This window comes from Corynebacterium limaceinasi, assembly GCF_046717465.1.
Lineage (GTDB): Bacteria > Actinomycetota > Actinomycetes > Mycobacteriales > Mycobacteriaceae > Corynebacterium.
The window spans coordinates 1,192,315-1,218,754 of sequence record NZ_CP177100.1 but is presented as its reverse complement, the minus strand read 5'-3'; the positions used below and the strand labels follow the sequence as shown (position 1 = coordinate 1,218,754).

The 26,440-nt window shown below is 57.7% G+C and carries 21 protein-coding genes, 1 tRNA gene and 4 pseudogenes; 8 read left to right on the top strand and 18 right to left on the bottom strand.

The window, feature by feature from the left end; translation table 11 throughout:
- Window positions 1-95: 95 nt before the first annotated feature.
- The 5 genes from uvrB to rpsA form a co-directional block, all read right to left on the bottom strand.
- A complete protein-coding gene (gene uvrB, locus ACLI1Q_RS05995) occupies window positions 96-2,189 on the bottom strand; it encodes an excinuclease ABC subunit UvrB (RefSeq protein ID WP_239269872.1) in 2,094 nt (697 codons plus the stop codon).
- A 39-nt stretch (window positions 2,190-2,228) separates the two neighbouring features.
- On the bottom strand, window positions 2,229-2,591 hold the full coding sequence (locus tag ACLI1Q_RS05990) for a DUF4259 domain-containing protein (protein ID WP_239275779.1): 363 nt from the start codon (window positions 2,589-2,591) through the stop codon (window positions 2,229-2,231).
- 75 nt (window positions 2,592-2,666) lie between these two features.
- The gene (gene coaE, locus ACLI1Q_RS05985; RefSeq protein ID WP_239269874.1) at window positions 2,667-3,269 is read right to left on the bottom strand and encodes a dephospho-CoA kinase; all 603 of its coding nucleotides are present in this window, start codon (window positions 3,267-3,269) and stop codon (window positions 2,667-2,669) included.
- Window positions 3,270-3,343: 74 nt separating this feature from the next.
- Window positions 3,344-5,407: a glucose PTS transporter subunit IIA gene (locus ACLI1Q_RS05980; protein ID WP_239269875.1), complete on the bottom strand. Its 2,064-nt coding sequence runs from the start codon at window positions 5,405-5,407 to the stop codon at window positions 3,344-3,346.
- Window positions 5,408-5,704: 297 nt separating this feature from the next.
- A complete protein-coding gene (rpsA, locus tag ACLI1Q_RS05975) occupies window positions 5,705-7,168 on the bottom strand; it encodes a 30S ribosomal protein S1 (protein ID WP_411697140.1) in 1,464 nt (487 codons plus the stop codon).
- A 249-nt stretch (window positions 7,169-7,417) separates the two neighbouring features.
- Here rpsA and ACLI1Q_RS05970 point away from each other — a divergent pair, with 249 nt between their 5' ends.
- The gene (locus tag ACLI1Q_RS05970; RefSeq protein WP_239269877.1) at window positions 7,418-8,149 is read left to right on the top strand and encodes a class I SAM-dependent methyltransferase; all 732 of its coding nucleotides are present in this window, start codon (window positions 7,418-7,420) and stop codon (window positions 8,147-8,149) included.
- A gap of 113 nt (window positions 8,150-8,262) precedes the next feature.
- Complete coding sequence (locus tag ACLI1Q_RS05965) at window positions 8,263-8,628, top strand: hypothetical protein (protein WP_349883490.1); 366 nt, start codon at window positions 8,263-8,265, stop codon at window positions 8,626-8,628.
- Here the strand turns inward: ACLI1Q_RS05965 and ACLI1Q_RS05960 are convergent.
- From ACLI1Q_RS05960 to polA, 3 genes are read right to left on the bottom strand one after another with little or no spacing between them, the layout of a single operon-like run.
- Entirely contained in the window at window positions 8,592-8,963 is a 372-nt protein-coding gene (locus tag ACLI1Q_RS05960) for a hypothetical protein (RefSeq protein ID WP_239275783.1), read from the bottom strand. The genes ACLI1Q_RS05965 and ACLI1Q_RS05960 overlap by 37 nt on opposite strands.
- A 38-nt stretch (window positions 8,964-9,001) precedes the next feature.
- Window positions 9,002-9,979 (bottom strand): DNA glycosylase AlkZ-like family protein, encoded by a 978-nt coding sequence (locus ACLI1Q_RS05955; protein WP_411697139.1) that lies wholly within the window; start codon window positions 9,977-9,979, stop codon window positions 9,002-9,004.
- Complete coding sequence (gene polA, locus ACLI1Q_RS05950) at window positions 9,945-12,593, bottom strand: DNA polymerase I (RefSeq protein WP_239269881.1); 2,649 nt, start codon at window positions 12,591-12,593, stop codon at window positions 9,945-9,947. Before polA ends, ACLI1Q_RS05955 begins: the two co-directional genes overlap by 35 nt.
- Before the next feature lie 144 nt (window positions 12,594-12,737).
- On the opposite strand from polA, the gene ACLI1Q_RS05945 reads away from it, so the two are divergent.
- Window positions 12,738-12,811: transfer RNA gene (locus ACLI1Q_RS05945), tRNA-Leu, on the top strand.
- Window positions 12,812-13,168: 357 nt separating this feature from the next.
- Here the strand turns inward: ACLI1Q_RS05945 and ACLI1Q_RS05940 are convergent.
- The 3 genes and pseudogenes from ACLI1Q_RS05940 to ACLI1Q_RS05930 form a co-directional block, all read right to left on the bottom strand.
- Window positions 13,169-13,450, bottom strand: a complete 282-nt coding sequence (locus tag ACLI1Q_RS05940; RefSeq protein ID WP_411697138.1) for an IS3 family transposase — start codon at window positions 13,448-13,450, stop codon at window positions 13,169-13,171.
- Between the two features lie 93 nt (window positions 13,451-13,543).
- Window positions 13,544-13,886, bottom strand: a pseudogene (locus tag ACLI1Q_RS05935) (transposase).
- 303 nt (window positions 13,887-14,189) lie between these two features.
- Window positions 14,190-15,145 (bottom strand): annotated as a pseudogene (locus ACLI1Q_RS05930) (IS3 family transposase); the annotation flags it as partial.
- Window positions 15,146-15,206: 61 nt separating this feature from the next.
- On the opposite strand from ACLI1Q_RS05930, the pseudogene ACLI1Q_RS05925 reads away from it, so the two are divergent.
- A pseudogene (locus ACLI1Q_RS05925) lies at window positions 15,207-15,458 on the top strand (IS110 family transposase); the annotation flags it as partial.
- Window positions 15,459-15,627: 169 nt separating this feature from the next.
- Here ACLI1Q_RS05925 and ACLI1Q_RS05920 read toward each other — a convergent pair.
- A pseudogene (locus ACLI1Q_RS05920) lies at window positions 15,628-16,800 on the bottom strand (IS3 family transposase); the annotation flags it as partial.
- 636 nt (window positions 16,801-17,436) lie between these two features.
- Here ACLI1Q_RS05920 and ACLI1Q_RS05915 point away from each other — a divergent pair.
- From ACLI1Q_RS05915 to ACLI1Q_RS05900, 4 genes are read left to right on the top strand one after another with little or no spacing between them, the layout of a single operon-like run.
- Entirely contained in the window at window positions 17,437-18,273 is an 837-nt protein-coding gene (locus tag ACLI1Q_RS05915; protein ID WP_239267614.1) for a DUF368 domain-containing protein, read from the top strand.
- A 15-nt stretch (window positions 18,274-18,288) separates the two neighbouring features.
- Window positions 18,289-19,149: an ABC transporter substrate-binding protein gene (locus tag ACLI1Q_RS05910; RefSeq protein ID WP_411697146.1), complete on the top strand. Its 861-nt coding sequence runs from the start codon at window positions 18,289-18,291 to the stop codon at window positions 19,147-19,149.
- Window positions 19,142-20,095, top strand: coding sequence for an amino acid ABC transporter permease (locus ACLI1Q_RS05905; protein ID WP_239267978.1), 954 nt, complete (start codon window positions 19,142-19,144; stop codon window positions 20,093-20,095). The genes ACLI1Q_RS05910 and ACLI1Q_RS05905 overlap by 8 nt, the downstream gene beginning before the upstream one ends.
- A complete protein-coding gene (locus ACLI1Q_RS05900; protein ID WP_284849490.1) occupies window positions 20,095-20,859 on the top strand; it encodes an amino acid ABC transporter ATP-binding protein in 765 nt (254 codons plus the stop codon). The genes ACLI1Q_RS05905 and ACLI1Q_RS05900 overlap by 1 nt, the downstream gene beginning before the upstream one ends.
- A 28-nt stretch (window positions 20,860-20,887) precedes the next feature.
- Here the strand turns inward: ACLI1Q_RS05900 and ACLI1Q_RS05895 are convergent, their stop codons facing one another.
- From ACLI1Q_RS05895 to ACLI1Q_RS05870, 6 genes are read right to left on the bottom strand one after another with little or no spacing between them, the layout of a single operon-like run.
- On the bottom strand, window positions 20,888-21,634 hold the full coding sequence (locus tag ACLI1Q_RS05895; protein ID WP_239267618.1) for a sulfite exporter TauE/SafE family protein: 747 nt from the start codon (window positions 21,632-21,634) through the stop codon (window positions 20,888-20,890).
- Window positions 21,631-22,104, bottom strand: a complete 474-nt coding sequence (gene coaD / locus ACLI1Q_RS05890; protein WP_023031110.1) for a pantetheine-phosphate adenylyltransferase — start codon at window positions 22,102-22,104, stop codon at window positions 21,631-21,633. Before coaD ends, ACLI1Q_RS05895 begins: the two co-directional genes overlap by 4 nt.
- 15 nt (window positions 22,105-22,119) lie before the next feature.
- Window positions 22,120-22,713 (bottom strand): 16S rRNA (guanine(966)-N(2))-methyltransferase RsmD, encoded by a 594-nt coding sequence (gene rsmD / locus ACLI1Q_RS05885; RefSeq protein WP_239267620.1) that lies wholly within the window; start codon window positions 22,711-22,713, stop codon window positions 22,120-22,122.
- Entirely contained in the window at window positions 22,714-22,926 is a 213-nt protein-coding gene (locus ACLI1Q_RS05880) for an acetyl-CoA carboxylase biotin carboxyl carrier protein subunit (RefSeq protein ID WP_239267622.1), read from the bottom strand.
- A 19-nt stretch (window positions 22,927-22,945) separates the two neighbouring features.
- The gene (locus ACLI1Q_RS05875) at window positions 22,946-25,078 is read right to left on the bottom strand and encodes an ATP-dependent DNA helicase RecG (protein WP_284849489.1); all 2,133 of its coding nucleotides are present in this window, start codon (window positions 25,076-25,078) and stop codon (window positions 22,946-22,948) included.
- A gap of 2 nt (window positions 25,079-25,080) precedes the next feature.
- Window positions 25,081-26,433 (bottom strand): DAK2 domain-containing protein, encoded by a 1,353-nt coding sequence (locus ACLI1Q_RS05870; protein ID WP_239267626.1) that lies wholly within the window; start codon window positions 26,431-26,433, stop codon window positions 25,081-25,083.
- Window positions 26,434-26,440: the final 7 nt, after the last annotated feature.

The following is a 26,440-nucleotide window of genomic DNA, read 5'->3' as shown; positions in this document are numbered from 1 at the left end:
CCCCCAGTATAGTCAGGACGCCGGACCAATAAGCCGATCGTTGCAGTAGTGCGCACTTTTAGGGGGAGAGCGTTACCAGGACGGCGCGCACGCCGCTAGATTCCGGCTTCCTTCAGCCCGCGCAGTTCTTTCTTCAAATCCGCAATCTCATCGCGCAGCCGGCCGGCCAACTCGAATTTCAGTTCGCGCGCGGCAGCGCCCATCTGTGCCTGCAGGTCATTGATGAGCGCCTCAACCTCATCGGTGGCCATGCTGGACACGTCGCGCTTTTCCACCACCGCTGAAGGATCCGACTCGGCGGTCTCCTCCCCATTGTTCTCATAGACCTGGTCCAAGATATCCGCGATCTTCTTGCGCAGCGGCTGCGGATCCACACCGTGTTCCTTGTTATAGGCAATCTGCTTCTCGCGGCGGCGCTCCGTTTCATCGATGGCTTCTTGCATCGAGTCGGTGATTTTATCCGCGTACATGATGACCTCGCCCGATACGTTACGCGCGGCGCGGCCAATGGTCTGGATGAGCGACGTCGTCGAGCGCAAGAAGCCTTCCTTATCCGCATCGAGGATGGCCACGAGCGAGACCTCGGGCAAGTCCAAGCCCTCGCGCAAGAGGTTGATGCCCACGAGCACGTCGAATTCGCCCTGGCGCAATTGGCGCAGCAGCTCCACGCGCTGCAGCGTATCGATATCCGAGTGCAGGTAGCGGACCTTAATCCCCTGCTCCAAGAGGTAATCCGTCAGGTCTTCTGCCATGCGCTTGGTCAAGGTGGTGACCAATACGCGCTCCTGAGAGGCGATGCGGCCGCGGATCTCATCAATAAGGTCATCAATCTGGCCCTTTGTGGGCTTCACCGTCACCTTAGGATCGACCAGGCCGGTCGGGCGAATGACCTGCTCGACAAACTCGCCGCCGGAGGAGGTCATTTCGAAATCGCCAGGGGTGGCGGACATATAGACGGTTTGACCAACGCGCTCTTCAAACTCATCGAAGGTCAGTGGCCGGTTGTCCACCGCGGATGGCAGGCGGAAGCCAAATTCCACCAGGTTTCGCTTGCGCGACATATCGCCTTCGTACATGCCGCCTATCTGTGGCACGGTCACGTGGGACTCATCGATGATGGTAAGAAAATCCTCTGGGAAATAGTCCAAGAGCGTGGCTGGCGCGGACCCCGCCGGGCGGCCATCCACGTGGCGGGAGTAGTTCTCAATGCCGGAACAGAACCCCACCTGCTCGATCATCTCTAGGTCATATTCCGTGCGCATGCGCAGCCGCTGTGCTTCTAGGAGCTTGCCGCGGTTTTCTAGATCCTCGAGGCGCTCAGCCAACTCTTCCTTGATATCGGCCACGGCCTTTTCCATCCGCTCTGGGCCGGCCACGTAGTGCGTGGCGGGGAAAATGCGCACTTCATCGACCTGTTCGATAACGTCACCGGTTACCGGGTGGATATAGTACAGCGAGTCGATATCATCGCCGAAAAACTCAATGCGCACCGCGCGCTCCTCGTACGCCGGAATGATATCGACCGTATCGCCCTTGACGCGGAAGGTACCGCGGGTAAAGCCCACATCGTTGCGCTCATATTGGATATCCACCAAAAGCCGGAGGAAACGGTCCCTATCGAGCTCCTCGTCGACGGCGATAATGACCGAGCGATCCAAATAGGATTGCGGGGTACCCAGGCCGTAGATGCACGAGACCGAGGAGACCACCACGACATCGCGCCGCGAGAGCAATCCAGAGGTGGCCGAGTGGCGCAGGCGCTCGACGTCCTCATTGATGGAGGAGTCTTTTTCAATATAGGTATCGGTCTGCGCGATATAGGCTTCTGGCTGGTAGTAGTCGTAATAGGAGACGAAATATTCCACCGCGTTATTGGGCAATAATTGGCGCAGCTCATTGGCCAGCTGCGCGGCCAAGGTCTTATTGGGCGCCATGACGAGCGTGGGTCGCTGCTGCTTTTCAATCAACCACGCGGCCGTCGCGGACTTACCCGTACCGGTTGCGCCCATGAGCACAACGTCGCGCTCGTCACGGTTGAGGCGCTCATCAAGTTCCTTGATGGCCGCAGGCTGGTCACCTGCGGGTTCATAATCAGAAACGACCTGAAACTTGCCGGGGGTGCGTTCTACCTCGCCGACGACGCGGTGTTCAGAGTTTGGAATAAGGGGATGTTCAGCAGCAAAAGCCATGCCCGCTATTCTACTGCTTGGACGCTCCTGCTAGCCATTTCACGGCAGCGCGGCCTGGGCGGTGTGCAGCCACTGGTTCAGCTCCCCCGTTGGTTCCCAGAGCGCGTAGACCGACGAGGACTCAGAGCACATCGCTTGGTTGATGCGCCGGCGCAGCCATGCCTTAGATTGCGGGGTGTACAGGGACGTAAGATCCCGTGGGGCTACGCCGTCTGGCAGGCCATCGGCAGGCAGCTTCGTCAGTGCACCTAATGCTATGACCGCTTCGGCTTCATCGGAATCGAGCACCCCCGTGCCGCACGATCGCTGAAAGTGCCGGAGATCAAAAGAACCATCCCGCAGGCTATCGAGTACGTCTCGCGCCGCGTGATTATCGAATGGTCCAGTGCCCCAAGTTCCCACGCTCAAGTAGTGTAGGAGCCAAAAGTAAACATTAATAGGAAAATGCGTTAACGCTACCTACCAAAAAGGTTAAGGTTAAGAAGACGCCGCCTCGATCTCATCGCAGACCGCCGCTGCGTGCTCGGCCAGTTGTTCCTGCGTGCCGTTATTGTCTATGACATGGCTTGCTGCCGCGAGCCGCTTCTCATCAGAAATCTGGGCGTTAATCCTTTTGCGCGCGTCTTCCTCATCGAGTCCGCGGAAATCCACGAGGCGCCGCACCCGCTCTTCTGGGTCCACGTCCACGACGATGACAAAATCCATATCCCCGTCGAGCCCATTATCCACCAGCAGCGGCATGTCATAGACCGTAAAATCAACGCCCTCTTCGCGCGCGGCGGCAAATTGCCGCTGGGTCTCTTCTTGGATGCGCGGGTGCGTAATCGAATTGAGGAGCTCGGTATGCTCCTTGTCCACGAAGGCCCGGCGAGCGAGTTCCTTGCGGTCGAGGCTGCCGTCTTCCTGCAGGATGTCCTCGCCGAATTTCTCCGCTAGCTCGGCCAATGCCGGTTGGCCAGGCTTGACGATGTCCCTCGCTATGCGATCTGCGTCCACCACCCGCCAGCCGCGCCGGGCGCACAGCTTCGCTACCGTAGATTTCCCGCTGCCAATTCCCCCGGTTAATCCGATTAGCTTCATAAGGTACCAGGGTACACGAAAAGGAGCCCGGCACGACTGCCTGGGCTCCTTGGTACGGAATTTACGCGTGTCTATTAGGACTCGAGTTCTTCTTCCGGCTTTGGATGAATCTGCAAGAGTTCATCGCTTGGGGTGACAGCGCCGGTAGTGCCGCTCACGGAACCAAATTTCTTGGCGTTGGTAACAACGACCGGGGTAATCAGGTTGTAGTCCTTGGACTTGATGAAGTCTGCGTCAAAGCTGATGAGCTTATCGCCAGCGGAAACGCGCTGTTTCTTTTCCACGTGGACATCAAAGCCCTCGCCGCCGAGTTCCACGGTATCCAGGCCAACGTGGATGAGCAGCTGTACGCCGTTATCCAGGTTCAGACCGATCGCGTGGCCGGACTTTTGGACGGTGAGCACGGTGCCATCGGCAGGCGCGTAGACGGTATTGCCGGTTGGCTTCACTGCAGCGCCTGGCCCAAGCTTCGCGCCGGCGAAGATGGGATCGGGTACCTCGGACAGGTCCACGGCCTCACCCTCCAGAGGAGAGTCCAGCTTGATGGTTGCCTGTTCTGCTTCCTTGGTGGCGATCCCGGTGGCGGACGCAACCCCTGCAGCCTGTGCATTGTCAGAACCGTCCGACTCATCATCGGATCCTCCGATGATGCGGGACTCGGAGCGGCTAGCGACCTCTTCCACAGTCTCGTTATTTTCGCGGGCGATGCGCTCGAGGTCGGCCTGCTTTTCCTCTGCGGTGCGGTAGCCAAACAGCAGCGTGAGGGAGAAGGAGGTGAAGAATGCCACGGCGATGCCGATGATGTAGCCCACCTGCGGGGTCATGGCTGGGGTGGTCAAGATGGAGGTGAAGACGAAGGCGTTAGCGCGGACATCGAATAGCCCCATCACTGCACCACCAATGGCACAACCCGGCAGCAGGCGGTAGTAGGTGCGGCGGAAGCGGAGCAAGATACCGTAGAGGGACGGCTCCGAAATACCGCCGAGCATGCCGGCTGCGAATGCACCGACGGAAACCTGGCGCATGGAGTTGTTCTTCTCCCTCATGGAGATGACCATCACGGCGCCGGTGACACCGAAGCAGGCAAAGTTCCACGCACCCATCGGGCCCTGGATAAAGTCGTAGCCGTAGGTCGTGATGTTTTGAATCATGATCACGTTGAGCGGCCAGTGCAGGCCCATGGGCACCAGGAATGGGTACAGCAGCGGAATGACAATGGCCAAGATGAACGGCGAGAAGTCATTGATCTGGAACAGTACCCAGGAGATGCCGTTGCCCACGCCGATGCCGAATGGGCCGAGCAAAAAGGCCGTGGCCGGAATCATGATGAGCAGCGAGAAGAATGGCACGAAGACCATGTGTACGGCGCTCGGGATGACCTTCTTCAGACCCTTTTCCACCCAGAACAGGCCGATAGCGGCCAAAATCGGGGGGAATACCTGGGAGCCGTAAGAGTTAATCACCAGCGGCAGGCCGAAGACGTTCACGGTATCGCCCTGTTCACCCAGGGACATGAATTCCGGTGTCAGCAGTGCGGCAGGAATTGCGGCCGAGACCCACATATTCGCACCTAGCTTCTGCGCGGCGGTGGCACCCACCATCACCGGCAGGAAGTAGAAGACCGATTGGAACATCGCGTGGGCCAAGCGGTAGCCCTCAGGCTGTTCTTCCAACGGCGCGCGGAAGTCTTGGATGCCAATGGTATCCGCCAGCACCAGCAGCGTGATGATGAGGGAGGCACCAAGCAGCGCCCACAGAATCGGGCGGAAGGTATCAGAGAGAAACTCGAAGCAGTAGTCGATCCAATCGTACTTACCGCGCACACCATCGTAGTTCTTCTTGGATGAGGAGCCCTCCTCATCCGGCGGGTTTACCCCAGGGTCCTTGATGATTTCGCCGTAGTAGTTGGCCACGCCGCCACCCATGACCACTTGGTAGCCATGCGTACCCTGCGTGACGGAACCGAGAACGGCCGTATCGCTTTCTAGCTTTTCCTGATCTACTTTCCCCACATCAGCGAGTTGAAAACGCAGGCGCGTCGCGCAGTGCGTCAGCGACGTGATGTTATCGGCGCCGCCCAAGCTATCGATGATGTGTGTGGAAGTGTCCTTAACAGATGCCACTTCAACTCCTTGCATAAAGACAAAACAATAGTCAGTACTCAACTGGCTATTACGTCACACTCGGATTATAAGTGAGAGACAACACAAACAAAAGCCCAATTCAGTGGCCTTTAGTGGGGGTAGTTGTCTTTTCTGGAGGCCCAGTCACTTCTCCGCAGGTCAAGAACCCGCAAACGAAAAATAACGGGCAATCGTTTGCATATACTGTCATAAAACTCACAAAGCCGCGTCCTGTCTCCCAAAAGGAGAAGGACGCGGCTAGTGCAGCTGCGTGGAGTTAGGGGTTATATCACCCCAAGTTCCAAAGGCGTCTTAGTTGCCGGCGAGCTTGTCGCGCAGTGCAGCGAGCTGCTCGTCAGAAGCCAAGGATCCACCGGACTCTGCCTGAGTCTCCGATGCCGGAGCTGCATCGGAGGAGTCAGACGAGTAGTTGGAGGATGCTTCAGCGGACTCCGCGGCCTCTGCGGCGGCAGCGCGGTTGCGTTTGATCTGAGCGGTGTGCAGGTTGAAGCGGCGCTCGGACTCTGCGTAGCGTGCTTCCCAAGCCTGACGCTGCTCGTCGAAGCCTTCCTTCCACTCGTTGGTGTCCGGGTCGAAGCCTTCTGGGAACACGTAGTTGCCCTGCTCGTCGTAGGAGTCAGCCATGCCGTACTTGGACGGATCGAACTCTTCGGAGTAGTCCTCGTCAGCCTGCTTGACGGACAAGGAGATACGACGACGCTCGAGGTCGATGTCGATGACCTTGACCATAACTTCCTGGCCAACGGTGACAACCTGGTCCGGAACCTCGACGTGGCGCTGAGCCAGCTCGGAGATGTGAACCAGGCCCTCGATGCCTTCCTCGACGCGAACGAACGCACCGAACGGAACCAGCTTGGTGACCTTGCCCGGCACAATCTGGCCCACAGCGTGGGTGCGGGCGAAGACGCGCCATGGGTCTTCCTGGGTTGCCTTCAGGGACAGGGAAACGCGCTCGCGGTCCAGATCAACGTCCAGAACCTCAACGGTTACCTCGTCACCAACGGTGACAACCTCGGATGGGTGGTCGATGTGCTTCCAGGACAGCTCGGAAACGTGAACCAGGCCGTCGACGCCGCCAAGATCGACGAAGGCGCCGAAGTTGACGATGGAAGAGACAACGCCCTTGCGGACCTGACCCTTCTGCAGCTGGTGCAGGAACTCGGAACGGACCTCGGACTGGGTCTGCTCCAGGTATGCGCGACGGGACAGGACAACGTTATTGCGCTGCTTGTCCAGCTCGATGATCTTAGCTTCCAGCTCCTGGCCAATGTAGGGTTCTAGGTCGCGGACGCGACGCATCTCAACGAGGGAAGCAGGCAGGAAGCCGCGCAGGCCGATGTCCAGGATGAGGCCGCCCTTGACAACCTCGATGACGGTACCGGTAACCGGCTCTTCCTTGGCCTGCAGCTCCTCGATGGCGCCCCAAGCACGTTCGTACTGTGCGCGCTTCTTGGACAGGATCAGGCGGCCTTCCTTGTCCTCCTTGGTCAGGACAAGCGCGTCAACCTCATCGCCGACCTCGACAACTTCGTCGGGGTTGACGTCGTGCTTGATGGACAGCTCGCGGGAAGGGATAACGCCTTCGGTCTTGTATCCGATGTCCAGCAGTACCTCGTCGTGGTCAACCTTGACGACGGTACCCCCGACAATGTCACCATCGTTGAAGTACTTGATGGTGGCGTCTACAGCTGCGAGGAAGTCCTCTGCGGTTCCGATATCGTTGATCGCAACCTGAGGGGTAGTAGAAGATGGCATATTGTAAAAATGCTCCGAATAAATGTAGGAAATCGTTCGTGGACAACTGCGTGTCTCTCGAATTAAAAGCCCATCTGCGCTGCACAAATACAGGAGATAGAGGCCACATTCGATCCCGCCGCGTGATTGCCCCAAGCTTTCCTACAATAGCCTGCAACAACCCGTGGCATAGACATGCTTGTAAAAGCCTACATCTGTCCAGCTTATACGGCAAATATTGCACGCCAATCAGAAAGGTAACCCACCCCAGTGACTTCACCCTCTCACGCCAATCAATCCCACTGGGATGATGATGCGGTCTCTTACCATGCCGAGCACCCCGAGTACCTTTCCTCTTTTTATTGGTGCCCAGAAATGCTGCACGAGGCCGATGCGCAGCTGCTTGGCGATGTCTCCTCCGCCGCCGTCCTCGAAATCGGCTGCGGGTCTGCCGCCTGCACCCAATGGCTCAGCACCCGCGCCCGATTTGTCACCGGCTGCGATATTTCCCGCGGCATGCTCGCCCACGCAGAACCTGGTCTGGCACTCACCCAAGCCGATGCACTGGCACTTCCCTACGCCACCGATTCCTTTGACGTGGCGTTTTCCGCCTTCGGTGCATTCCCCTTCCTCGCCGATCTTGATGCCGCGCTCGCGGAAGTTGCCCGCGTTGTACACCCAGGCGGGCGCTTCGTCTTCTCCGTGACCCACCCAATGCGCTGGATCTTCCCCGACGATCCCACCAGCCTTACCGCAGAGATCAGCTACTTCGACCGCGCCTACCTGGAACACGATTCCACCGGGACGCTCACCTACGCCGAATTTCACCGCACCATCAGCGATTGGTTCCGCGCGCTTCAAGGTCGCGGCCCGTTTCTCATCGAGGACATCATAGAACCGGAATGGCCCGAAGGCTTAGAAACCACCTGGGGTCAGTGGTCCCCGCAACGCGGGGAGATTTTCCCAGGCAGCATGATTTTCATCTGCCACGCCTACAGCTAACGTGGACAACATGATTGCCGAAAGACTGGGAATTGCCCTGCGCCGTGCTGTGGCATGGTGGATCGACGCCTTTCTCGTCGCCGCCATCGTCACCGTGGTGCGGTGGCTGATTAATGCTCTTGCCAGTACCCCCTTATCCGGCCGCCCCGAAGAAATCTACGAGGCGGTCGCTCTCGCCGTGGCCTTTTATATCTACCGCGTGTGGGTGGGAGACGAAGAAGTCTACCTCGCTGGGCAAATGGTCGATGCAGTTAGAAATTATCCCGGCCCGCTCGCCGTTTGTCACCGCCTGCCTGCGCAATTCGTGGCTGCTGCTCACGCCCCTGACGCTTACCGGCTGGGGCATCGACGGCATTATCCTTGCAATTTTAGGCCTTTCGGTTTTAGCCATCGGCCAAACGCCCTTTGACCTCTTGGCCGGCTGCCTAGTGGAAAAGCGGCCTCAGCAAGATTCCACCGCGATGCGCGGCGAGAGGTAGTACACCACGGCAGCAATAGTAATGAGCGCAAATACCCACGAATATGGGAAGGCCACGGCAATGACAGTTACCGCGATCATTACACCGGCCGCCTGTATTCGGTAGCGCCACGGGTTCTCGCCTTCCCTGGCGGCGTTGCCAGCAGAAAGGAAAAACCCAAAAGTTATAACCGCATAGAATATGAAGTCGGATGTATCGCTGCTTACCGCTTCTTTTAAGCCGCTCTCAGCAATCTGTCCCGCCGGGTATGCGACCATGGCTGCCCACGTAGTCTCAAAAAAGCGCAAGGTGTAGGGGTGAGACTTCCACGTAATACGTTTTCCGAGAAACTCCATGAAATTACTTTAAAATCCTCTTCTGCCTCACGCACTTCTCAGCACTCCTTCCACTGGCGTTCCACGCGGCCTGCTGCGTAAGCGGGAATCCCCCAGTCCTCAATCCCCTGTTTATTCCACATGCCGCGCACTTGGCCGTCGATAACGATGGCGCGGCGGAAAATGCCCTGGTTCCCGGGAACGAGAGCATGGTGCATATCCGCTGACATGGCAAAAAGCCGATCTTGGTAGCCCAGGATATACTCATCAAAGGCGCCTAAAAGCAGCACCGATTTCTTCTTTTTCACCTCTGGTAGCTCTAGGACCTCTGCAGAGACCAGCTCCTCGCCTTCCCTTCCTATCCGGATAAGGTCATCAGGCAACTTCTCGGCTGCGGGACGAATAAGTCTTTGGGGCAGCTTGCACCACCACGCAAAGTCCTGCACAGTCGCCGGCCCATGGGTGCGAAAATAGCGCGTCATCAATTCCGTCGTGGCGGCCACCGAGTCGCCATTAAAAAGGGCCTCCATGCCGTCTAGCTCGACCGGAGTAATGAGCTGTTCTTCGCCCGCATAACACGCATGCCCGCTTTCCATGCTAATACGTACTACGTGCCAGAAAGGCAACTCGGGCAAGGCTTGGGCGGCGCGTGATTTCAATTCTGCGCGCGTTAATGGGGCATCGATAAGCTGCAGCACGGCTTCCCGTACCGCGGCATCTCCCTTGCGAGGCTTTGCGCACAGTTCAGTTATCCAGCCCATATCCTTGACGGAGGCGGCGAACAACGTATTGCGCATCGCATAGCCGCGCACGATCTCGGAGTTATCCGATTCATTCGGTGCACGCAGTGCCAAGGACCGGCGCACCGAATGCAGGTCCTGGCCCTGCATGACGCCAAAGGCGCGCACTGCCTCTGCGGCGGTGTGCCAGCGCAGGGCCGTAAGCCCCTGGGCGGCCAAGCGCATGCGGGCGCGCTCACGCCGGTTAAGCATCATCATCGAACTAGTGGGCCGCGGCGTCCCAATCCGTGCCGGCACCAGCAGAGACCTCGAGTGGCACATTCAGCTCGATGGCAGAATCCATCTCGCGCTCAAGAATCTCGCGGACTTGATCGGCCTCACCGGGGGCGACCTCCACCACCAATTCATCGTGCACCTGGAGCAATACACGGGATTTCATATCGCGCAACGCGCGGTCCACGCGAATCATCGCGACCTTAATGATATCTGCGGCCGTTCCCTGGATTGGGGCATTGAGCGCAGCGCGTTCCGCGTTTTCGCGGGCCAGCCGGTTATCGGAGTTGAGCTCTGGCAGGTAGCGGCGGCGACCAAAGAGCGTGGCCGTATAACCATCCTTGCGGGCTTGCTCCACGACATCATCCAGGTATTTCTTCACGCCGCCAAAGCGCTCGAAGTAGCTTTCCATAATGGACTTGGCTTCGCCCGCCGGGATTCCCAGCTGCTGCGAAAGTCCAAATGCGGACAGACCGTAGACCAAGCCATAAGACATGGCCTTTACCCGGCGGCGCAGCTCAGGGGTCACCTGGTCAACGGGCACATCGAAGACCCTAGAACCAACGAAATTGTGCAAGTCCTCGCCGGCCTTGTAGGCCTCAATCAACCCGGGATCGGCAGAGAGGTGCGCCATAACGCGCATTTCAATCTGCGAGTAGTCCGCGGTCATTAGCTGCTCAAAGCCCTCTCCCACGATAAACGCCGAGCGAATTTGGCGACCGGCCTCCGTGCGCACCGGGATGTTTTGCAGGTTGGGCTCCGTCGAGGACAAACGCCCCGTCGAAGTCACCGTCTGGTTAAAAGTGGTGTGGATGCGGCCATCCGGCTGAACGGTCTTGATGAGGCCCTCGAGCGTGGTCTTCATCTTTTGGTACTCGCGGTGGGCCAAAAGGTGATCCAAGAACGGGTGCGGGTGCTTGATGGCCAGCTGCTCGATTTCCTTCGCGGCCGTGGAGTAGCCCGTCTTCGTCTTTTTCGTCTTGGGCATATCGAAGGTCTCAAAAAGTACGTTCTGCAGCTGCTTGGGCGAATTCAAGTTGAGCTTGTCATCGCCAGCAAGCTCGCGCGCGGAGCGTTCTTGTTCCGCGACCTGCTCCACAAAGGCATCCTTTTGGGTTTCCAAAATGTCTACATCGACCGCGATACCCGTAGCCTCCATGCGCGCCAGGATGGTCACCAGCGGCAGTTCCAGGTCGGTGTACAACTCGAAAGAGTCGATGTCCTGCAGTTCCGTAGTAAGTTTTTCCGCCAGCTCCATGATCGCTGCTGCCTGATCTACCAGAGAGGAGTTATCCAGCAGCGACATCTGATCCGAGGCGGCGCCGAGGGACTTTTGAAGGTGGCGCTGGTAGACATCGGAAAGCTCGTAGGTGCGCTGGCCTGGGCGCAGGATATACGCCGCCAAGGCCGTATCGTGTGCAAGCCCGTTAAGCTCGATGCCGCGCCCTGCCAACATGTGGAACGCGGCCTTCGCGGCGTGGAAATACTTGGGGGCCGGCGATTCTAGCCATTGGACCAAGGCCTTTTCCTCATCGGCGGATAGGTCCCCGAGTTCCACCTGCAGGCCGTGGTGCTCACGGTCCACCAAAGCGATGGCAGAGGCATCACCCTGACCCGGGGTGCCCGCGCCCTGCACATACACGGCTACGTGCTCGCGACCAGGTAACCATTCGCTCAGCGAGGCGTCATCGATGGTGAGCTCGACATCTGGGGCATCCGCGGATTGCTCAGCAGCCTCTGCGCCATCGTTGGGAATGGCCGCTAAGACACGATCGCGCAGGTTGGTGCCGAACTCCAGCTCATCGAACTTCGCGGCAACATCGGCAACCTTGGCTTCTCTGAATGCCAGATCGTCTGGGCCGACGTCTAAGTCCATATCTGTAATCATCTGGGTGAGCTTCCGGTTCATCTGCACCTGCTCGATGCGTTCGCGGAAGTTATTTCCCACCACGCCATTGATTTCCTCGGCGTGCTCTACCAGCGAAGCCAAGTCTCCATACTTGACTATCCACTTGGTGGCGGTCTTTTCTCCCACCTTGGGAATGCCGGGAAGGTTATCGGAAGGATCGCCGCGCAAGGCAGCAAAGTCGGGATACTGTGCGGGGGTCAGCCCGTATTTATCCTCGACGGCTTCCGGCGTAAACCGGTGCAGCGTGGATACGCCCTTCATGGGATAGAGCACCGTGGTCGAATCCGTAACCAACTGCAGGTAATCGCGGTCACCGGTGACAATCAGCGTCTCGTAGCCCTGCGCTTGGGTTGCCAGGGTGGCCAAAATATCGTCGGCCTCGTAATTTTCACGCGAGAGCGTCGTAATGCCCAAGGTCTCCAAGGTATCGCGAATGATGTCTACTTGGCCCTTAAATTCTTCCGGCGCGGCCTCTCGCTGCGCCTTATATTCCGGGAACATCTCCGTACGGAAAGTCTTCCGGCCGACGTCAAAGGCCACCGCGATAGCATCCGGCCTTTCCTCAGAGACGATATTGGACAGCATGGATAAAAAGCCATACACGGCGTTGGTGTGCTGGCCGCCGGAGGTAGAAAAGTTTTCCACCGGCAGGGCATAAAAGGCACGAAATGCCATCGAATGGCCGTCAATGAGCAAAAGGCGGGTCTTATTGGAAGTCACCTGCCCCATATTAGGCAACACAATGGACACGGCGATACCCCGCCCAACCCCACCGTCTTGAGCAGGCCTTTTCACCGGAAAGGGACCCCAATTAGGAATTGCGCCAACCCCTGCGCTAGTATTTCCAACAGTCAAAGGCGCTCGCTTTTGATTGCCCCTGTAGCCCAATTGGCAGAGGCAACGGATTCAAAACCCGTCCAGTGTGAGTTCGAGTCTCACCAGGGGCACATTGCAACCCCGCTTCCTTCCGGATAGATATCCACGGAGGAAGCGGGGTTTTGCCCGCATATCCGAATTTGTTGAGTTGTGGGGTTCGCGAACTAGACAACATTTAATGTTGGCGCGGTGAGGTTTCCAAGGTGTTCTCTTCTACTTAAACGGAACAGATCCTGGGACACTTCACAATCGCTTGGTTGAGTGCTTGCAGCGGTAATGCCTCGGTGCGCATCGAGTCCGATAATGCCCATCCACTATCCGTCGGGAGTAAACGTCAGTGACAAATGCGGCATACACAAAGCCTTTCTTCGTGCGCACGTAGGTAATGCCGGCCACCCACAGCTTGTTTAAGGCCTTGGGCTTTGAACTCACGCTCGACCAAATCCGGGCGCAGATCCGGCATGTTGAGGTGTACGGGTTGTGATAGGTGATCCGCCTGTGCCTTTGCCAGAAACACCGGCCAAGCGCATCAGCCGGGCGGTTTGCTCACGGCCGATATCTATTCCGTCACGGTGAAGCGCATGCCACATTTTCCGCACGCCGTAGACACCGTAATTATCCCGATTAACAGCACTAATGCGTTCAACTAGAACAGCATCACGAAGGCGACGAGCACTTAAGCCCTCGGGCTTTGGACTGGCGATAACCACGCGAGGTGATGAACCCACCAGCCCGGTTATTTTTCAACGTCTTGCAAATGAACTCGACAGAGAAACAATCCCGGTATTTATCGATGAACCGGATCATTTCCGACGTTTGGGGTCGAGTTCCGACGCGAAAAAAGCTGACGCGGCCTTCAGTAACTCGTTGGTATCTCGAAGCTCTTGATTTTCGCGGCGTAGCCTGGCGTTTTCGGCGGCCAAGTCTTCAGGCACTGGTTCTGGGGTGTTTCCTGCACGGCGAGCCTGTTGGGTCCATTGACGAGCTGTGTGCCATGAAACCCCCAACTTTGGAGCTACTGCCTGGCACGCGGCCTGCATCGACATATTTTCCGCCAAGATGCGGTCCTCTACAAGATGGACCACACGGTCCTTTGCATCCTGGTCAAATTTTCTTGGCATGTTCCAGATTTTCCCATCTACTCAACCGGAACAAAACCTGGGACACTTCAGATCGACCGCCACAGCAGTGACATCAGCTTCGTTATTAGGTAGGCCATTAATGCTGATCATATGAGTGATGTCATTACGCCCTCCGGGGGCCTGCCCATTACGTTGTTAGCAGTTCCGCTTGAAGGAGCCCAGGATTCGTAACTCTGCCCCTGTGCAGGGGCAGGTTATGTTTGTCTGCGTTCCTTTTGCTTTTCTTTTTGAGGAGCAGTGGAACTAGTCGCTGGCTTCGGTATGGCTTATTTTCGTCCCTGTCTGACAATGATCCGGGGGTCGGGCCCGTATAGACGCTGCCATGATCGGAGTGAAAAATCGCCCCGTCAAGGTTGCCTCGGACCCCGTGGGCCATCGTGAGAGCTTCTTCGACCAACTCCGTGCGCATGTGGTCGGCGATCGCGAAACCGGTCAACTGCCGCGAATAGCAGTCGATGACGGTGGCCAGGTACATATTCGACCCGTCCGCGATCGGCAGGTACGTGATATCGCCGACGTAGATGGTGTTCGGTTTCTCCGCGGTGAACCGGCGTTTCAGCAGGTCGGGCAACTTCGGAGCCCGTTTCGCAGACACGGTGGTCTTCACCCGGCGTTTTTTGGTGTAGCCGAACAGGCCCATCTGGCGCATCAACCTGGCGGTGCGCTTGTGATTGAAAAGGTCGTCGTTGGCTGGATCGGAATTGATGGCCGCCGTCACGCGTTTCGCCCCGTAACAACCGTTCTCGGCCGTGAACACGGCCTTGATCCTCGCTCCCAGCACCGCGTCGTCAAGGACGCGTCGCCGGCGGGCAGGAGCAGCTGATTTCCATTTGTAATACGAGGACCGGTTGATCTTCAAAACCTCACATAACCGCTTGACCTCGTAGAGGCCTCGGTTGTCATCAACGAACCGGAAGCGGTTCACCAGTTCGTCTCTTCCGCGAAATATTTGGCCGCCTTGCGGAGAATCTCTCGTTCCTCCCGGAGCTTGGCGTTTTCGCGTTCCAGCACGCGGATGCGTTCGGCGTCGGAGAGTCCTTCAGCAGGCGTGCGTGCGCTGTTGGCTGCGGCAATGGGGCTGGCGACTTTTTCACCGTTGGCGTTGGTTTTGGTGCCGGTGCCGAAGGCGTCGAGCCAGGTGCGCAGGGAGTTGCGGTTGACCCCGAGATCGGAGGCGATCGCGTTGAGCGTTGCTCCGGGGGTCGACTCGTACAACGAGACTGCGTCGCGCTTGAACTGCTCGGTGTAGGTCTTGCGTGGCATGGTGGAAAGGTACCTCACTTCCCCAGCGAGATGCTGGTTTCAAGGTGTCCACCATCTGGGGGTCAGGTCCGTCTCGCTAAATAGAGCCGACAACAAAAACCTAAAGAACGCCCTATGACAATCATCTTTTGCATCCATCAGATTCCACGAGCGTTCACGCCAATTCTATGAACGAAAGCGCAATGAAGGCAAAAGACACAACGCCGCAGTAGTAGCACTCGCCCGCAGACGACTCAACGTCCTTTACGCCATGATGCGCAACTACGAGTATTACCACGACCCCGCCCCCGCAAAAGAAGCCGCAGCAGCTTAACCCCTAACAGTGAAACAAGCCGCCTGGAAAAATCCCAGTCGGCTACCAGTCGCGCGCAAAACAACACACCTAAAAATCCCGAGTTAGGGATCCGCCCCCGTCCACCCCACCCGCGAGATTGACAAACTACATAGGAACACCCCCGGAAAGTAGACACGTCGGAGGGTAGCTATGCTACTAGGCTCAATGTAGCTGAATTAAGTGCTTCGAAGTCATCGGGGGCTTGAAAGTTGCACCAGGAGTGTCGTCTGCGCGTGTTGTAGCGTATGCACCACCGGAAGACTTCCTGGCGGCAGCTGATTGGACTTTCGAAGACTTTCCAATCACGCAGGACTTCACGCTTGAAAGCGGCGTTAAACGATTCTGCTAGGGCGTTATCGGTACTTGTACCCACCGCTCCCATGGATTGGCGCACACCAAGCTGGGCGCAGTGGTCCCTAAATGCCTGCGATGTGTAAACACTGCCGTAATCGGAATGGAAAATTGCCCCTGTAAGGCTTCCGCGGACCTTTCTAGCATGAGACAAAGCTTCGATAACCAGCGATACCCGCATGCGATCCGCGAGTGCATGGCCAACGAGCTTGCGCGAGTAGGCGTCGATGACTGTGGCCAGGTACATATTCTTGCCGCCCTTACACGGCAGGTACGTAATGTCGCCTACGTACACGTGGTTGGGCCTGTCCGCAGTGAATTTGCGGCCTACTAAATCTGGCATGGCTCGGTCGCCAGGCTTACGCCGAGTGGTGATGCATCGACGCTGTTTCGAAAAGCCTTTAAGCCCCATGGATTTCATGATGCGTGCGACCTTCTTGTGATTGATTGGGCGAATGCCCGAATCGTTGTTGAGGCTTGCAGCGATGCGTTTAGCACCATAAAGCCCGTGCTCATCATCGAAGATGGTCTTGATTCTTGCGCCAATAAGAGCATCGGAACACGTCTTTAACCTGCGATTTTCGCGGGTGTTGAGCCATTTGTAGAATGAGGATCGATTGAGCTTTAACACGTGGCACATCCGTGTGAGCCGAGTACTCGGTTCGGTGGTCATAGACAAACTGGAAGCGGATTACCAGCGTGTCTCTTTGGCAAAATACTTCGCGGCCTTGCGCAGGATGTCGCGTTCTTCGCGCAGCTTCGCGTTCTCTCTTTCTAACTGACAGATCCGCTCTGAATCAGTCATCACTTGAGCTTCATCGCGCAGGGTCTTCGTGCGGGCACGTTTGCCGGTGCCGTACTGCTTGATCCAAGAATAAAGTGAGGAACGATTGACTCCTAGCTCTGCTGAAGCCACGTGAAGTGAGAGGTCCTCATTATTTTCGCAGAGGGCCACAGCATCACGTTTGAAGTGTTAGGAATACCTAGGCATGGTGGTAGATTACCTTTCTTCCCAACCCAACCGGGCTGGATATCAGGTGTCTACCTAACAGGGGTCAGGTCCTTTTGCTACTTTTTGCCGCAATGGGGTTCCTTTCTAACTTTGGATGTTTTTATCAGTATTGGTTTTGTGAGATTTTTGGGTATTGGCGTTGTCAAATCGTTGTCGCAAAACGTGGCAACATAAATTACTCCCTGGTCAGACCCTTACATTACGTTAGTTGGTGTGAGTTCGAGTCTCACCAGAGGCACATTTCAACCCCGCTTCCTTCCGGATAAATATCCACGGAGGAAGCGGGGTTTCGTCATGCCACCTTGTTTATCTTGCTGCTGCCTCGATTGTGCGTATATCCTTCCGCGAATTGCATATTTACACAACGCTCGAGAAGCATAGCCGTTGCAAAATAACACGTTCTTCCCTCGAGACTTTAAGCACAAGCCCATCTCATATAAGGTAGATAACCGTTAAAGTAATGAAAGATATGCAGACTTAAACCACCGCGGGCGATGGTGCACCACGCCGTTCGGTCTTGAGCCACGAGTTTTTGGCACCCCGAGTGGCCCGTCAACCGCAGTCATGTCTTATACCCAGGTAGATTTTTAATTTATGCACTATATTTTGAACGCCATTCGTGGCGCCCTCATCGGTATGGCCGAGCTGGTTCCCGGCATCTCCGGCGGAACCGTCGCCCTCATCGTGGGGATTTATGAGCGCGCCGTCCGCAATGCCAATGACCTCATTTCCGGCAACTTTAAAAAGGTCGAGTGGTCCTTTCTGGGCTCTGTCGCCGTCGGCATGCTGATCGCCGTCTTTGGCTTTTCCACGCTCCTATCCAACTTCGTCGACAACAACGTCTCTGCCTCCAGCGCACTCTTTTTAGGCATGGTGGTCATCTCCATCATCGTTCCGCTATCCATGTTGTCCAAGGCTGAGCGCACCGCCCCCTCCTCCATCATCGCGTTTATCGCTGCTGCGGTCGTAATTTTCATCGTCACGGGCTTTACCTCCGAGCCGCAGAATGACCCGAGCCTCATCGTGGTCTTCTTTGCGGCAGCGATTGCTGTATGCGCGCTAATCCTGCCGGGCATTTCCGGTTCGCTCATTTTGCTAACTATGGGGCTGTACCAGCCGATCATCGGCGCGGTATCAGACCGCGAGTTGGGCACCATGGGTGTTTTTGCATTAGGCGCCCTGTGCGGACTCGCCGCCTTCATCAAGTTGCTCAACTATTTGCTCAGCAGCCACCGCGCCCCCACCTTGGCCGCGATGGCGGGCTTCATGCTGGGCTCCCTGCGCGCCTTGTGGCCGTGGGGTGCAGACCAGGATGCCTCTTCGGGCGCCATCATCGGATACTTCATCCTCGGTGCCATTATCGTGTCCGTCTTCATCTACGTAGACCGCAGGAACGCGCGTGCCATTGGGGAAAGGACGGCGGAATATTAATGCCCTGGGCGATTAATCATCGACCACTCACGGCTGTCGTTATGGCGTGCGTACTCGTGCGTGGTCAACGAGGAGGATTCGACTCCAGAGGGCTGGGAGGAACCACAGACCAGCGAGGTTCCCGAGATCGCCGCGATGTACCACGACGATGACGGCGTGCTGACGGCGGGAACGAACCCGCCCTATGCCCCGTTTCAGCTCAAGGACTCCCACGGAGATCTGCAGGGCGTAGAGCTCGACCTTGCCCGCGCCGTAGCCGGGGTGCTGGGTCTGAAATTCCAGGCCCTGGAGCAAGACTTCTCCATGATCCTGCCGGCGGTACAGTCCGGCCAGATAGACATGGGAGCCTCCGGGTTTACGGATACGGCCGATCGCCGCGATGAGTTCGACTTCGTGGATCACCTCTATGCGGGCATCCAGTGGGCAGAGCTTGTCGATGGCCCCAATATGGTCGATCCCCAAAACCCTTGCGGTTTGACCGTCGCCGTGCAGCGCACCACCGTGTCCGAGACCGACGATGTACGCCCCAAGCAAGAGGCCTGCGACGGCGATCTCACCGTCTTGTCCTATGACACTGGGGATAACGCCGCGCTCGCCGTCCTGATGGGCCGCGCCGATGCCCTATCCGCAGACTCGCCGGTAACGGCTTGGGCGGTCAATCGCTCCGAGGGAAAGATGCGCGCAGTGGGCGATATGTTCCAGGCCTCTCCTTATGGCTTCGCGGTTCCGAAGGACTCGGACTTGGGCAAGGCCTCGGCTGCAGCCCTCCAGCATCTTATCGATACCGGTGAGTACGCGGAGATCTTGGCCCGCTGGGGAATTGAGGATGGATTAGTAGACCAGGCGATGATTAATGAAAGGCCCATCAATGGTTAACGAGCACAAAGACACAGCCGGCCCTACGGCACAGCAGGAGGCACCCGCCAAGGTTGAAGCCCGGCCTCTGCGCCACCCCTGGCGGTGGATTTTTGCCGCTGTACTGTTGATCCTCGGCCTGTGGTTTGTCATAGCCTCCGCGCGCAACGAGGCCTTTGGGTGGGATACGTACTTCCAGTATCTCTTTGACCGGCGCATCGCCATCGCCTCCCTGCATACGATTGCGATCACCATCTTGTCCATGATCATTGGCGTGGTAGGCGGCGCCATCCTCGCCGTGATGCGCATGTCGCCCAATCCCATCCTGCGTGCCATTTCCTGGATCTTCTTGTGGATTTTTCGCGGCACCCCGATTTATGTCCAGCTGGTTTTCTGGGGCTTGCTCTCCGCGATTTACCAGTCCATCAACTTGGGCTTTGCAGAGGTTTCCCTGCAAAGCGTGTTGACCAATGCCTTCTTCTTGGCGGTCATGGGCTTGGGACTCAATGAGGCCGCCTATATGGCCGAAATCGTGCGCTCGGGCATTTCCTCGGTGCCGGAAGGACAAAAGGAAGCCTCCAAGGCCCTCGGCATGTCTTGGTGGATGACCATGCGGCGCACCGTATTGCCGCAGGCGATGCGCATCATCATCCCGCCGACAGGCAATGAGTTCATTTCCCTGCTCAAGACCTCGTCACTGGTGGTGGCCATCCCCTATACCCACGAGATCTTCGGCCGCGCCACGGACATTTCCGCAGCCCTCTTCCAGCCCATTCCGCTCTTGATGGTCGCCGCCTCGTGGTACTTGGTCATTACTTCCCTGCTCATGGTGGGCCAGTATTTCCTCGAGCGCCACTTTGAGCGCGGCGCCACCCGCGAGCTCACCGGGCGCCAACTTGCCGCGCTTGCCGATGCCGAAGGTACTATCCCCCGCAACGTCTCCGTAATCCAGGAGGGTAAAAACTAATGACTACTCCCATGATTTCCGCCCAGAATGTGCACAAATCCTTCGGGCAATTCGAGGTGCTCAAGGGTATTGACTTAGAGGTCCAACCCGGCGAGGTTGCCTGCCTTTTAGGTCCTTCCGGTTCCGGTAAGTCGACCTTCCTGCGCTGCGTTAACCACCTGGATAAGGCCACGGCGGGCCGCCTTTATGTCGATGGTGAGCTCATTGGTTACCGCGAAAAGAATGGAATCCTCTACGAAATCAGTGAGAAGCAGGCTGCGCAGCAGCGCTCCGATATCGGCATGGTATTCCAGTCTTTTAACCTCTTCCCCCACCGCACGGTGATTGAAAACATCATTGAAGCACCGATGCAGGTTAAGAAGATGCCAGAGGATAAGGCCCGGAAGCGTGCCATGGAGCTATTAGATGAGGTGGGACTTGCGGCGAAGGCCGATAATTACCCGGTCCAGCTGTCCGGTGGCCAGCAGCAGCGCGTGGCCATTGCTCGCGCCGTGGCGATGGACCCCAAGCTCATGCTTTTCGATGAACCTACTTCCGCCCTCGATCCCGAGCTCGTCGGCGAGGTCCTTCGCGTGATGAAGGATCTCGCGGCCCAGGGCATGACCATGCTCGTGGTGACCCATGAGATGGGCTTTGCGCGCGAGGTCGCCGATAAAATTTTCTTCATGGACAGCGGCGTAGTCCTAGAGTCCGGTACCCCGGCTGAAGTGCTCGAAACCCCACAGCAGCCGCGCACCAAGGAGTTCTTATCCTCCCTGCTTTAGGTGGGCTTCGCGCGGTGCCGGCCGCGCCCTAGGAACCGTAGGTGACGATGCCGCGAATCAGTGCACTGAGTGCACCGAGGCTTGCTACCGATAGCGACAGTGCGCGCGCGATATTCCTGGAGACTACATGCGCGATGCGCGTGCCCAGCCAGATGCCGATAAACATGCCGGCAATGCCTGCGGGCCAAATGATCCAGGGCAAGCCATCAAATGTCGCTGCACCGAGCGCCGTCTTGGTGATAACGGAAAAGAGCCCGCCCACCACAAAAATCGGCTGCAAGGTCGCTGTATACATGGCTTGCGGCCATTTGGCTGCCTGGGCGTAGACGGTAATGACCGGGCCTGCCACTCCCGCCAAAGTATTGGTAAATCCGCCAAGAATGCCCGCAGAAATGGCCGGGCCCTTGCCCTCCATCGGCGGGACGAACCTAGCGCCGTAGGTCACCACCGCCAAGGCGATAAGAAGCGCTGCACCCACCACTATCAATAGGCCTGCGGTATCGATCTTGCTAATCAACGCCGCGGCCGCCAGAGAACCGATAATCATCACGGGCGCGATGAGCCCGAACATTCTCCAGCTCACATTGCGGCGGACAGTCACCGTGGTCAGCAGCGCATTGACCGCCGCCAAGACGTTGATCACGAGGATGCCTTCTACTGGGCCCATCACCAACATAAGAATGGGCCCGCCGATGAGGCCAAGCCCCATGCCGGAGACGCGTTGCAGCGTGGATCCCGCAACAACGACGGCAAAAATAGTCAGCGCCAATATCATCGGCGGTATTTTTCTTTCACCGCTTGAACTACCGGATCCGGAAGCATCCCGGTGACCTCACCGCCGAATTGCGCGACCTGTTTGCACAGCGATGAGCTGATGTAGCCGTACTTTTCATCGGTAAGCAAAAAGACCGTATCGATGCCAGATAAACGCCGGTTCATCTGGGCCATCGGCAGTTCATATTCATAGTCCAGGGAAGAACGCAGCCCCTTGACCAAAACGTCGACGCCGTGCTGCGAGGTATAGTCCACGAGCAGGCCGGACCAGTAGTCCACGTTAATGCGCGCATCCACGCTTTGGCGGATGAGATCCATGCGCTCGTGCACGCTAAATAACCCGGAAGGCTTTTCTGGGTTGCCGGTAACGAGCACCGTAACCTCATCAAACATCTCGCTGGCACGCTCAAAAATATTCACGTGGCCAAGAGTGATGGGATCAAAAGAACCGGGACACACGGCTGTGGTCATACAATATCTCTTTCTCTAGTTATCTAAGGTGTCATCGGCATCGTCAGTACCGGGACGGGTATAGACTGCCATATCCATGCGCGCGATGCCGAAGGTACGCTTCTTTAATTTCTGCCCCGTCGGCGCAAACCCTTCTGGCCAGTCGGTCTCGGGCGATTCAACGTGGCGTTCAATGACCACCATCGCGTTATCCGTCAGCACAGGCTCTACTGCGGCGATGAGCCCGGGGACATCATCAAACGCATAAGGCGGATCGGCTAAAACCAGATCAAAGTAGCCGCGCGGGGCGCTGGCCAAGTACGTTGATACCTTCCGTTCCTCCACGCGGGCACCAGGATGCTTCACCACGCCAATGTTGTGCTTGATGATGGAGACCGCCGCAGGGTTGGACTCCACCAGCACTGCCTCGTCTGCCCCACGGCTTAATGCCTCCAAGCCCAAGGCGCCGGAACCAGCGAATAGGTCAAGCACCTTGGAGCCTGGGAACCCCCAGCGGGCATTCAACGAGGAAAAGAGGCCTTCCCTCGCGCGATCGGCGGTCGGGCGGGTTCCCTCTGCCGGAACTTTAATCGTGCGCCCCCGTGCTTCGCCTGCAATAATCCGCGTCATTTACGCTTCTCCAATCTCCATAATTAAGTCTCCGCCAATAACATCGCTAAAATCCGCCACCGCAATGCGCGAAATCGTCCCTGGACCAGGGGACACGACCGGCGATTCCAGCTTCGTTGCCTCAACGGTAGCGAGCTCCTGACCAGTGCTAATTTTCTCGCCTACATCGACATGGCAGCGAGCGATGCCCGCGAAGGGGGCGTAGATTTTCATACCTATAGCCTATCCCCTCTTAGTTTTTCTCCAAGTATTCCTGCTCGCTTTGGCTCAGATTCCGCGTTAGCTCTTCGGCCAACTGGGGATTGCGCTGGACCATGGCATACGCATCCGCGTGGGTGCGCTCGACAATATCTTGGTCATCTGCAAGGTTGAGCAGCCGCAGCGTCCGGTGCGTACCAGACTGCACCGCACCCAGGATATCGCCCTCGTGGCGTTGCCGAAGGTCTAATTCCGCAAGGTCAAACCCGGACGAGGTCTGGGCGATCTGGGTAATGCGCCGATACGAGGGCGAGTTATCCTCCGCTTTCGTATGCATCAGGCAAATCGATGCATTCCCACCGCGCCCTACGCGCCCGCGCAATTGGTGCAGCTGCGAGACGCCAAAATTCTCCGCTTCTCGGATGAGCATGACCGTGGCGTTGGGAACATCGACGCCCACTTCGATGACCGTGGTGGATACCAAGATATCGATCTCACCCCGGGCAAAAGAGGTCATGACCTCATCCTTATTTGGCATCTTGCCGTGCAAGATATCTACCCGCAGCCCTTTAAACGGGCCGGCGGCAAGCTGTTCTGCCAACTCAAGCACGCCGCCCTCGCCTTCGATGCGCGGACAGACGATATACGCTTGGTGCCCATGCGCCACTTCCTCACGGATGCGCTCGAGCGCCCGCGCCACCCATATGGGCCGCCATTCCGCCACCACGGCAGACTGGATCGGTTTTCTCCCACCGGGTAGCTCGGCGAGCGTCGATACCGCAAGGTCGCCGAAAATCGTCATGGCGATGGTTCGCGGGATAGGAGTTGCCGTCATGACCAAGACGTGGGGGCTAATCCCCTCGCGCGTTTTAGAACGCAGGCTATCGCGTTGTTCCACGCCAAAACGGTGCTGCTCATCCACGATCACCAAACCCAAATCGAAGAACTCGACGGATTCTTGAATGATGGCATGCGTGCCGATGACGATATTCGCCTCACCCGAGACGATATCCAGGAGCGCTTGGCGCTTCTCGGCGGTCCGCATGGAACCGGTTAAGAGCACAACCTTGACGCCTTCTGGCACGGACGTACCAATGGAGGCCGCGTGCTGGGAAGCCAAGACTTCGGTGGGGGCCAGTAGTGCCGCCTGGCTCCCAGCATCGATGGCCTGCAGCATGGCGCAGGTAGCAACCATGGTTTTTCCCGAGCCCACCTCGCCTTGCAACAGGCGCATCATGGGTAAGGAACCGGACAGATCATCGTCGATTTCAGTAATAACCCTGCGCTGGCCTTGCGTGAGCTCAAAGGGAAGATGGGTCAATAACTCTTCGCGGAAACCGCCCAAAATTGCAGGCATCGTCGGCGCCGTGTGCGCATGAGCATCGCGCTGGCGTAGCGCCATGACCAGGCCAATGGAAAGCGCCTCGTTGTACTTGAGGCGCTGAATCGCGCGTTGCGGGCCAGCCGCGCCGGGCTCATGGATTTCGCGCACCGCTTGATCCAGGCTGATAATCATCTGCTGGTCTAAAGGTTCCCTAATGGTTGGGGTGTGGGCGAGCACGTAGTGGATGGCCCCCATGAGGTACCACGAGGTGATCTTCGCCGTGGCGGGATACACCGGGATCCATTCCCGCTCGAGCAATAATTTATCGAGCCGCCCGAATTGGGACAGGTTGCGCAGGGACCCGGTTGCCTTCTGGGACTTTTTCTTCCCCGCCGTTGGCGCCTGTTCACGGTAGGCTGCGAGTTCCCCGTCTGGGCGCCCAAAAGCGTCGATTTCTACGAAATCCGGTTGCTGCAGCTGGGGCTGCTGGCGGAAATATTTCAATTTTCCGCTCATCATCACCCGCTGCCCACGGTGGAGCATCCGCAAGACGTACATGGCATTAAAAAACGTCGCGACGATATGACCATCGAGCTGGACATTGATGATGGTGGTCTTGCCCGTATCGCGGGTCGTTATTCCCGTTACGGTTCCGGTTACGGTGACGATATCGCCCTCGGCGGCATCGCCAAGCCCCACGTCTTGATTATGGCGAATGTAATCGCGCGGATAGTGCGCTAAGAGCTCCCCGCAGGTCTTATACCCCAGCGCCTTAGTGATCTTGGTGGCGTCTTTTTTCTCCAAGACATCGGTCAACGGGCGATCATCTTGCCAGCCGAGCATCGCTATTCCACCCCGATCTCGGTAGGAATATCGGGCACCTGCAAGGCCACTACATCGACGCCTAGCTCTGCTGCCAGCTCTTCTTGCGAGATGGCAAGCGGGCTTATAACCGTCACCTGTTCCCCACCGGCGGTAAGCAGCTGGCGGCACGTCTTAGCGATGGCTGCCGCAGATTCTTCTGCCGGGTGCGCCACCCGCATCGAGTGCGCTGCATCGCGCATGGATTCTACGACCGCGGCGGTATCCGCATTATCCGGCTCATAGACGGAGATGGCGGCCAGCCCCGCCGCAAGGGAAGAGATTTCTACTGTATGCGCTGCGGTTGCGTGTTCTTCTAGCCCGCTAGATAACACGATGTCCTGGCCTGCCGCATGGATTGTTTCTCCTGGTTGAACCACCGTCACCCCGGCGGACTGCACCAGCTCGGCCACGGGGCCGGCGGGCACTGCAGCATAGACGGTGCGCGCATGACTAGCATCGGTCTCTTTGCTCCTTGCCGGGGCTTCCGGAAGGGACTCTAGGCGCAAGTTGCTCACCGATCCTGTGGCAAAGGCGGTCTCAATGACCTCACCGGCCTGGGTGGAATGAATGTGGATGGAGGCGCTATCCTCGCCTGCCTGCGCGATGACCAGGCTCGTACCCAAGGAGGCAATCTTTTCTTTCAGCGCCGCGCTATCACCTTCGAAAAAGAAGACCACCTCGAGTTCGGTGACGGTCTCTTGCATGGATTCGGGTGCGTGGCTGGTGGTTCCTTCAATTTCTGCAAGGAGGGCTTCTAAAAGGATGACTAAACCGGCACCGCCTGCATCCACGACCCCGGCTGCACGCAGTTCTGGCAGCTGCGAGGGTGTTTCCGCAAGAGCTTTCTGGGCAGCCGAAATCGTCTCTGCTACGACGCCGTGAAAACTAGATTCGGGTTGCCGCGCGGTGTGCTCCGCCTTTTCTGCTGCACACCGCAATACGGTGATGACCGTGCCTTCCACCGGCTCTGCAATGGCTCGGTCCACGAGCTCTACCGCATGCATGAGGGAGGCGGCAAAGATGGCGCCATCGATGGTGGAATCCACGGTGGCCTCCGCGATCCCGCGCAGGACCTGCGAGAGGACCATTCCGGAATTTCCCCGCGCCCCGCGCACGGCGCCCATCGCAAGCGCGGCCGCAACGTCGCCGCCACCCTTTTCCACCTCGGCGACGGCGGCTTCCATGGTGTGCGCCATATTCGAGCCGGTATCAGAATCCGGCACCGGAAAAACGTTGAGCGCATTGATTTCGGCGCGACGATGGGAAAGCTCGCCTACAGCGCGGTGCGCCCAATTGCGCAATCCGTGAGCGTCCAGCGTACTGGGGTATGACATGCGCAAT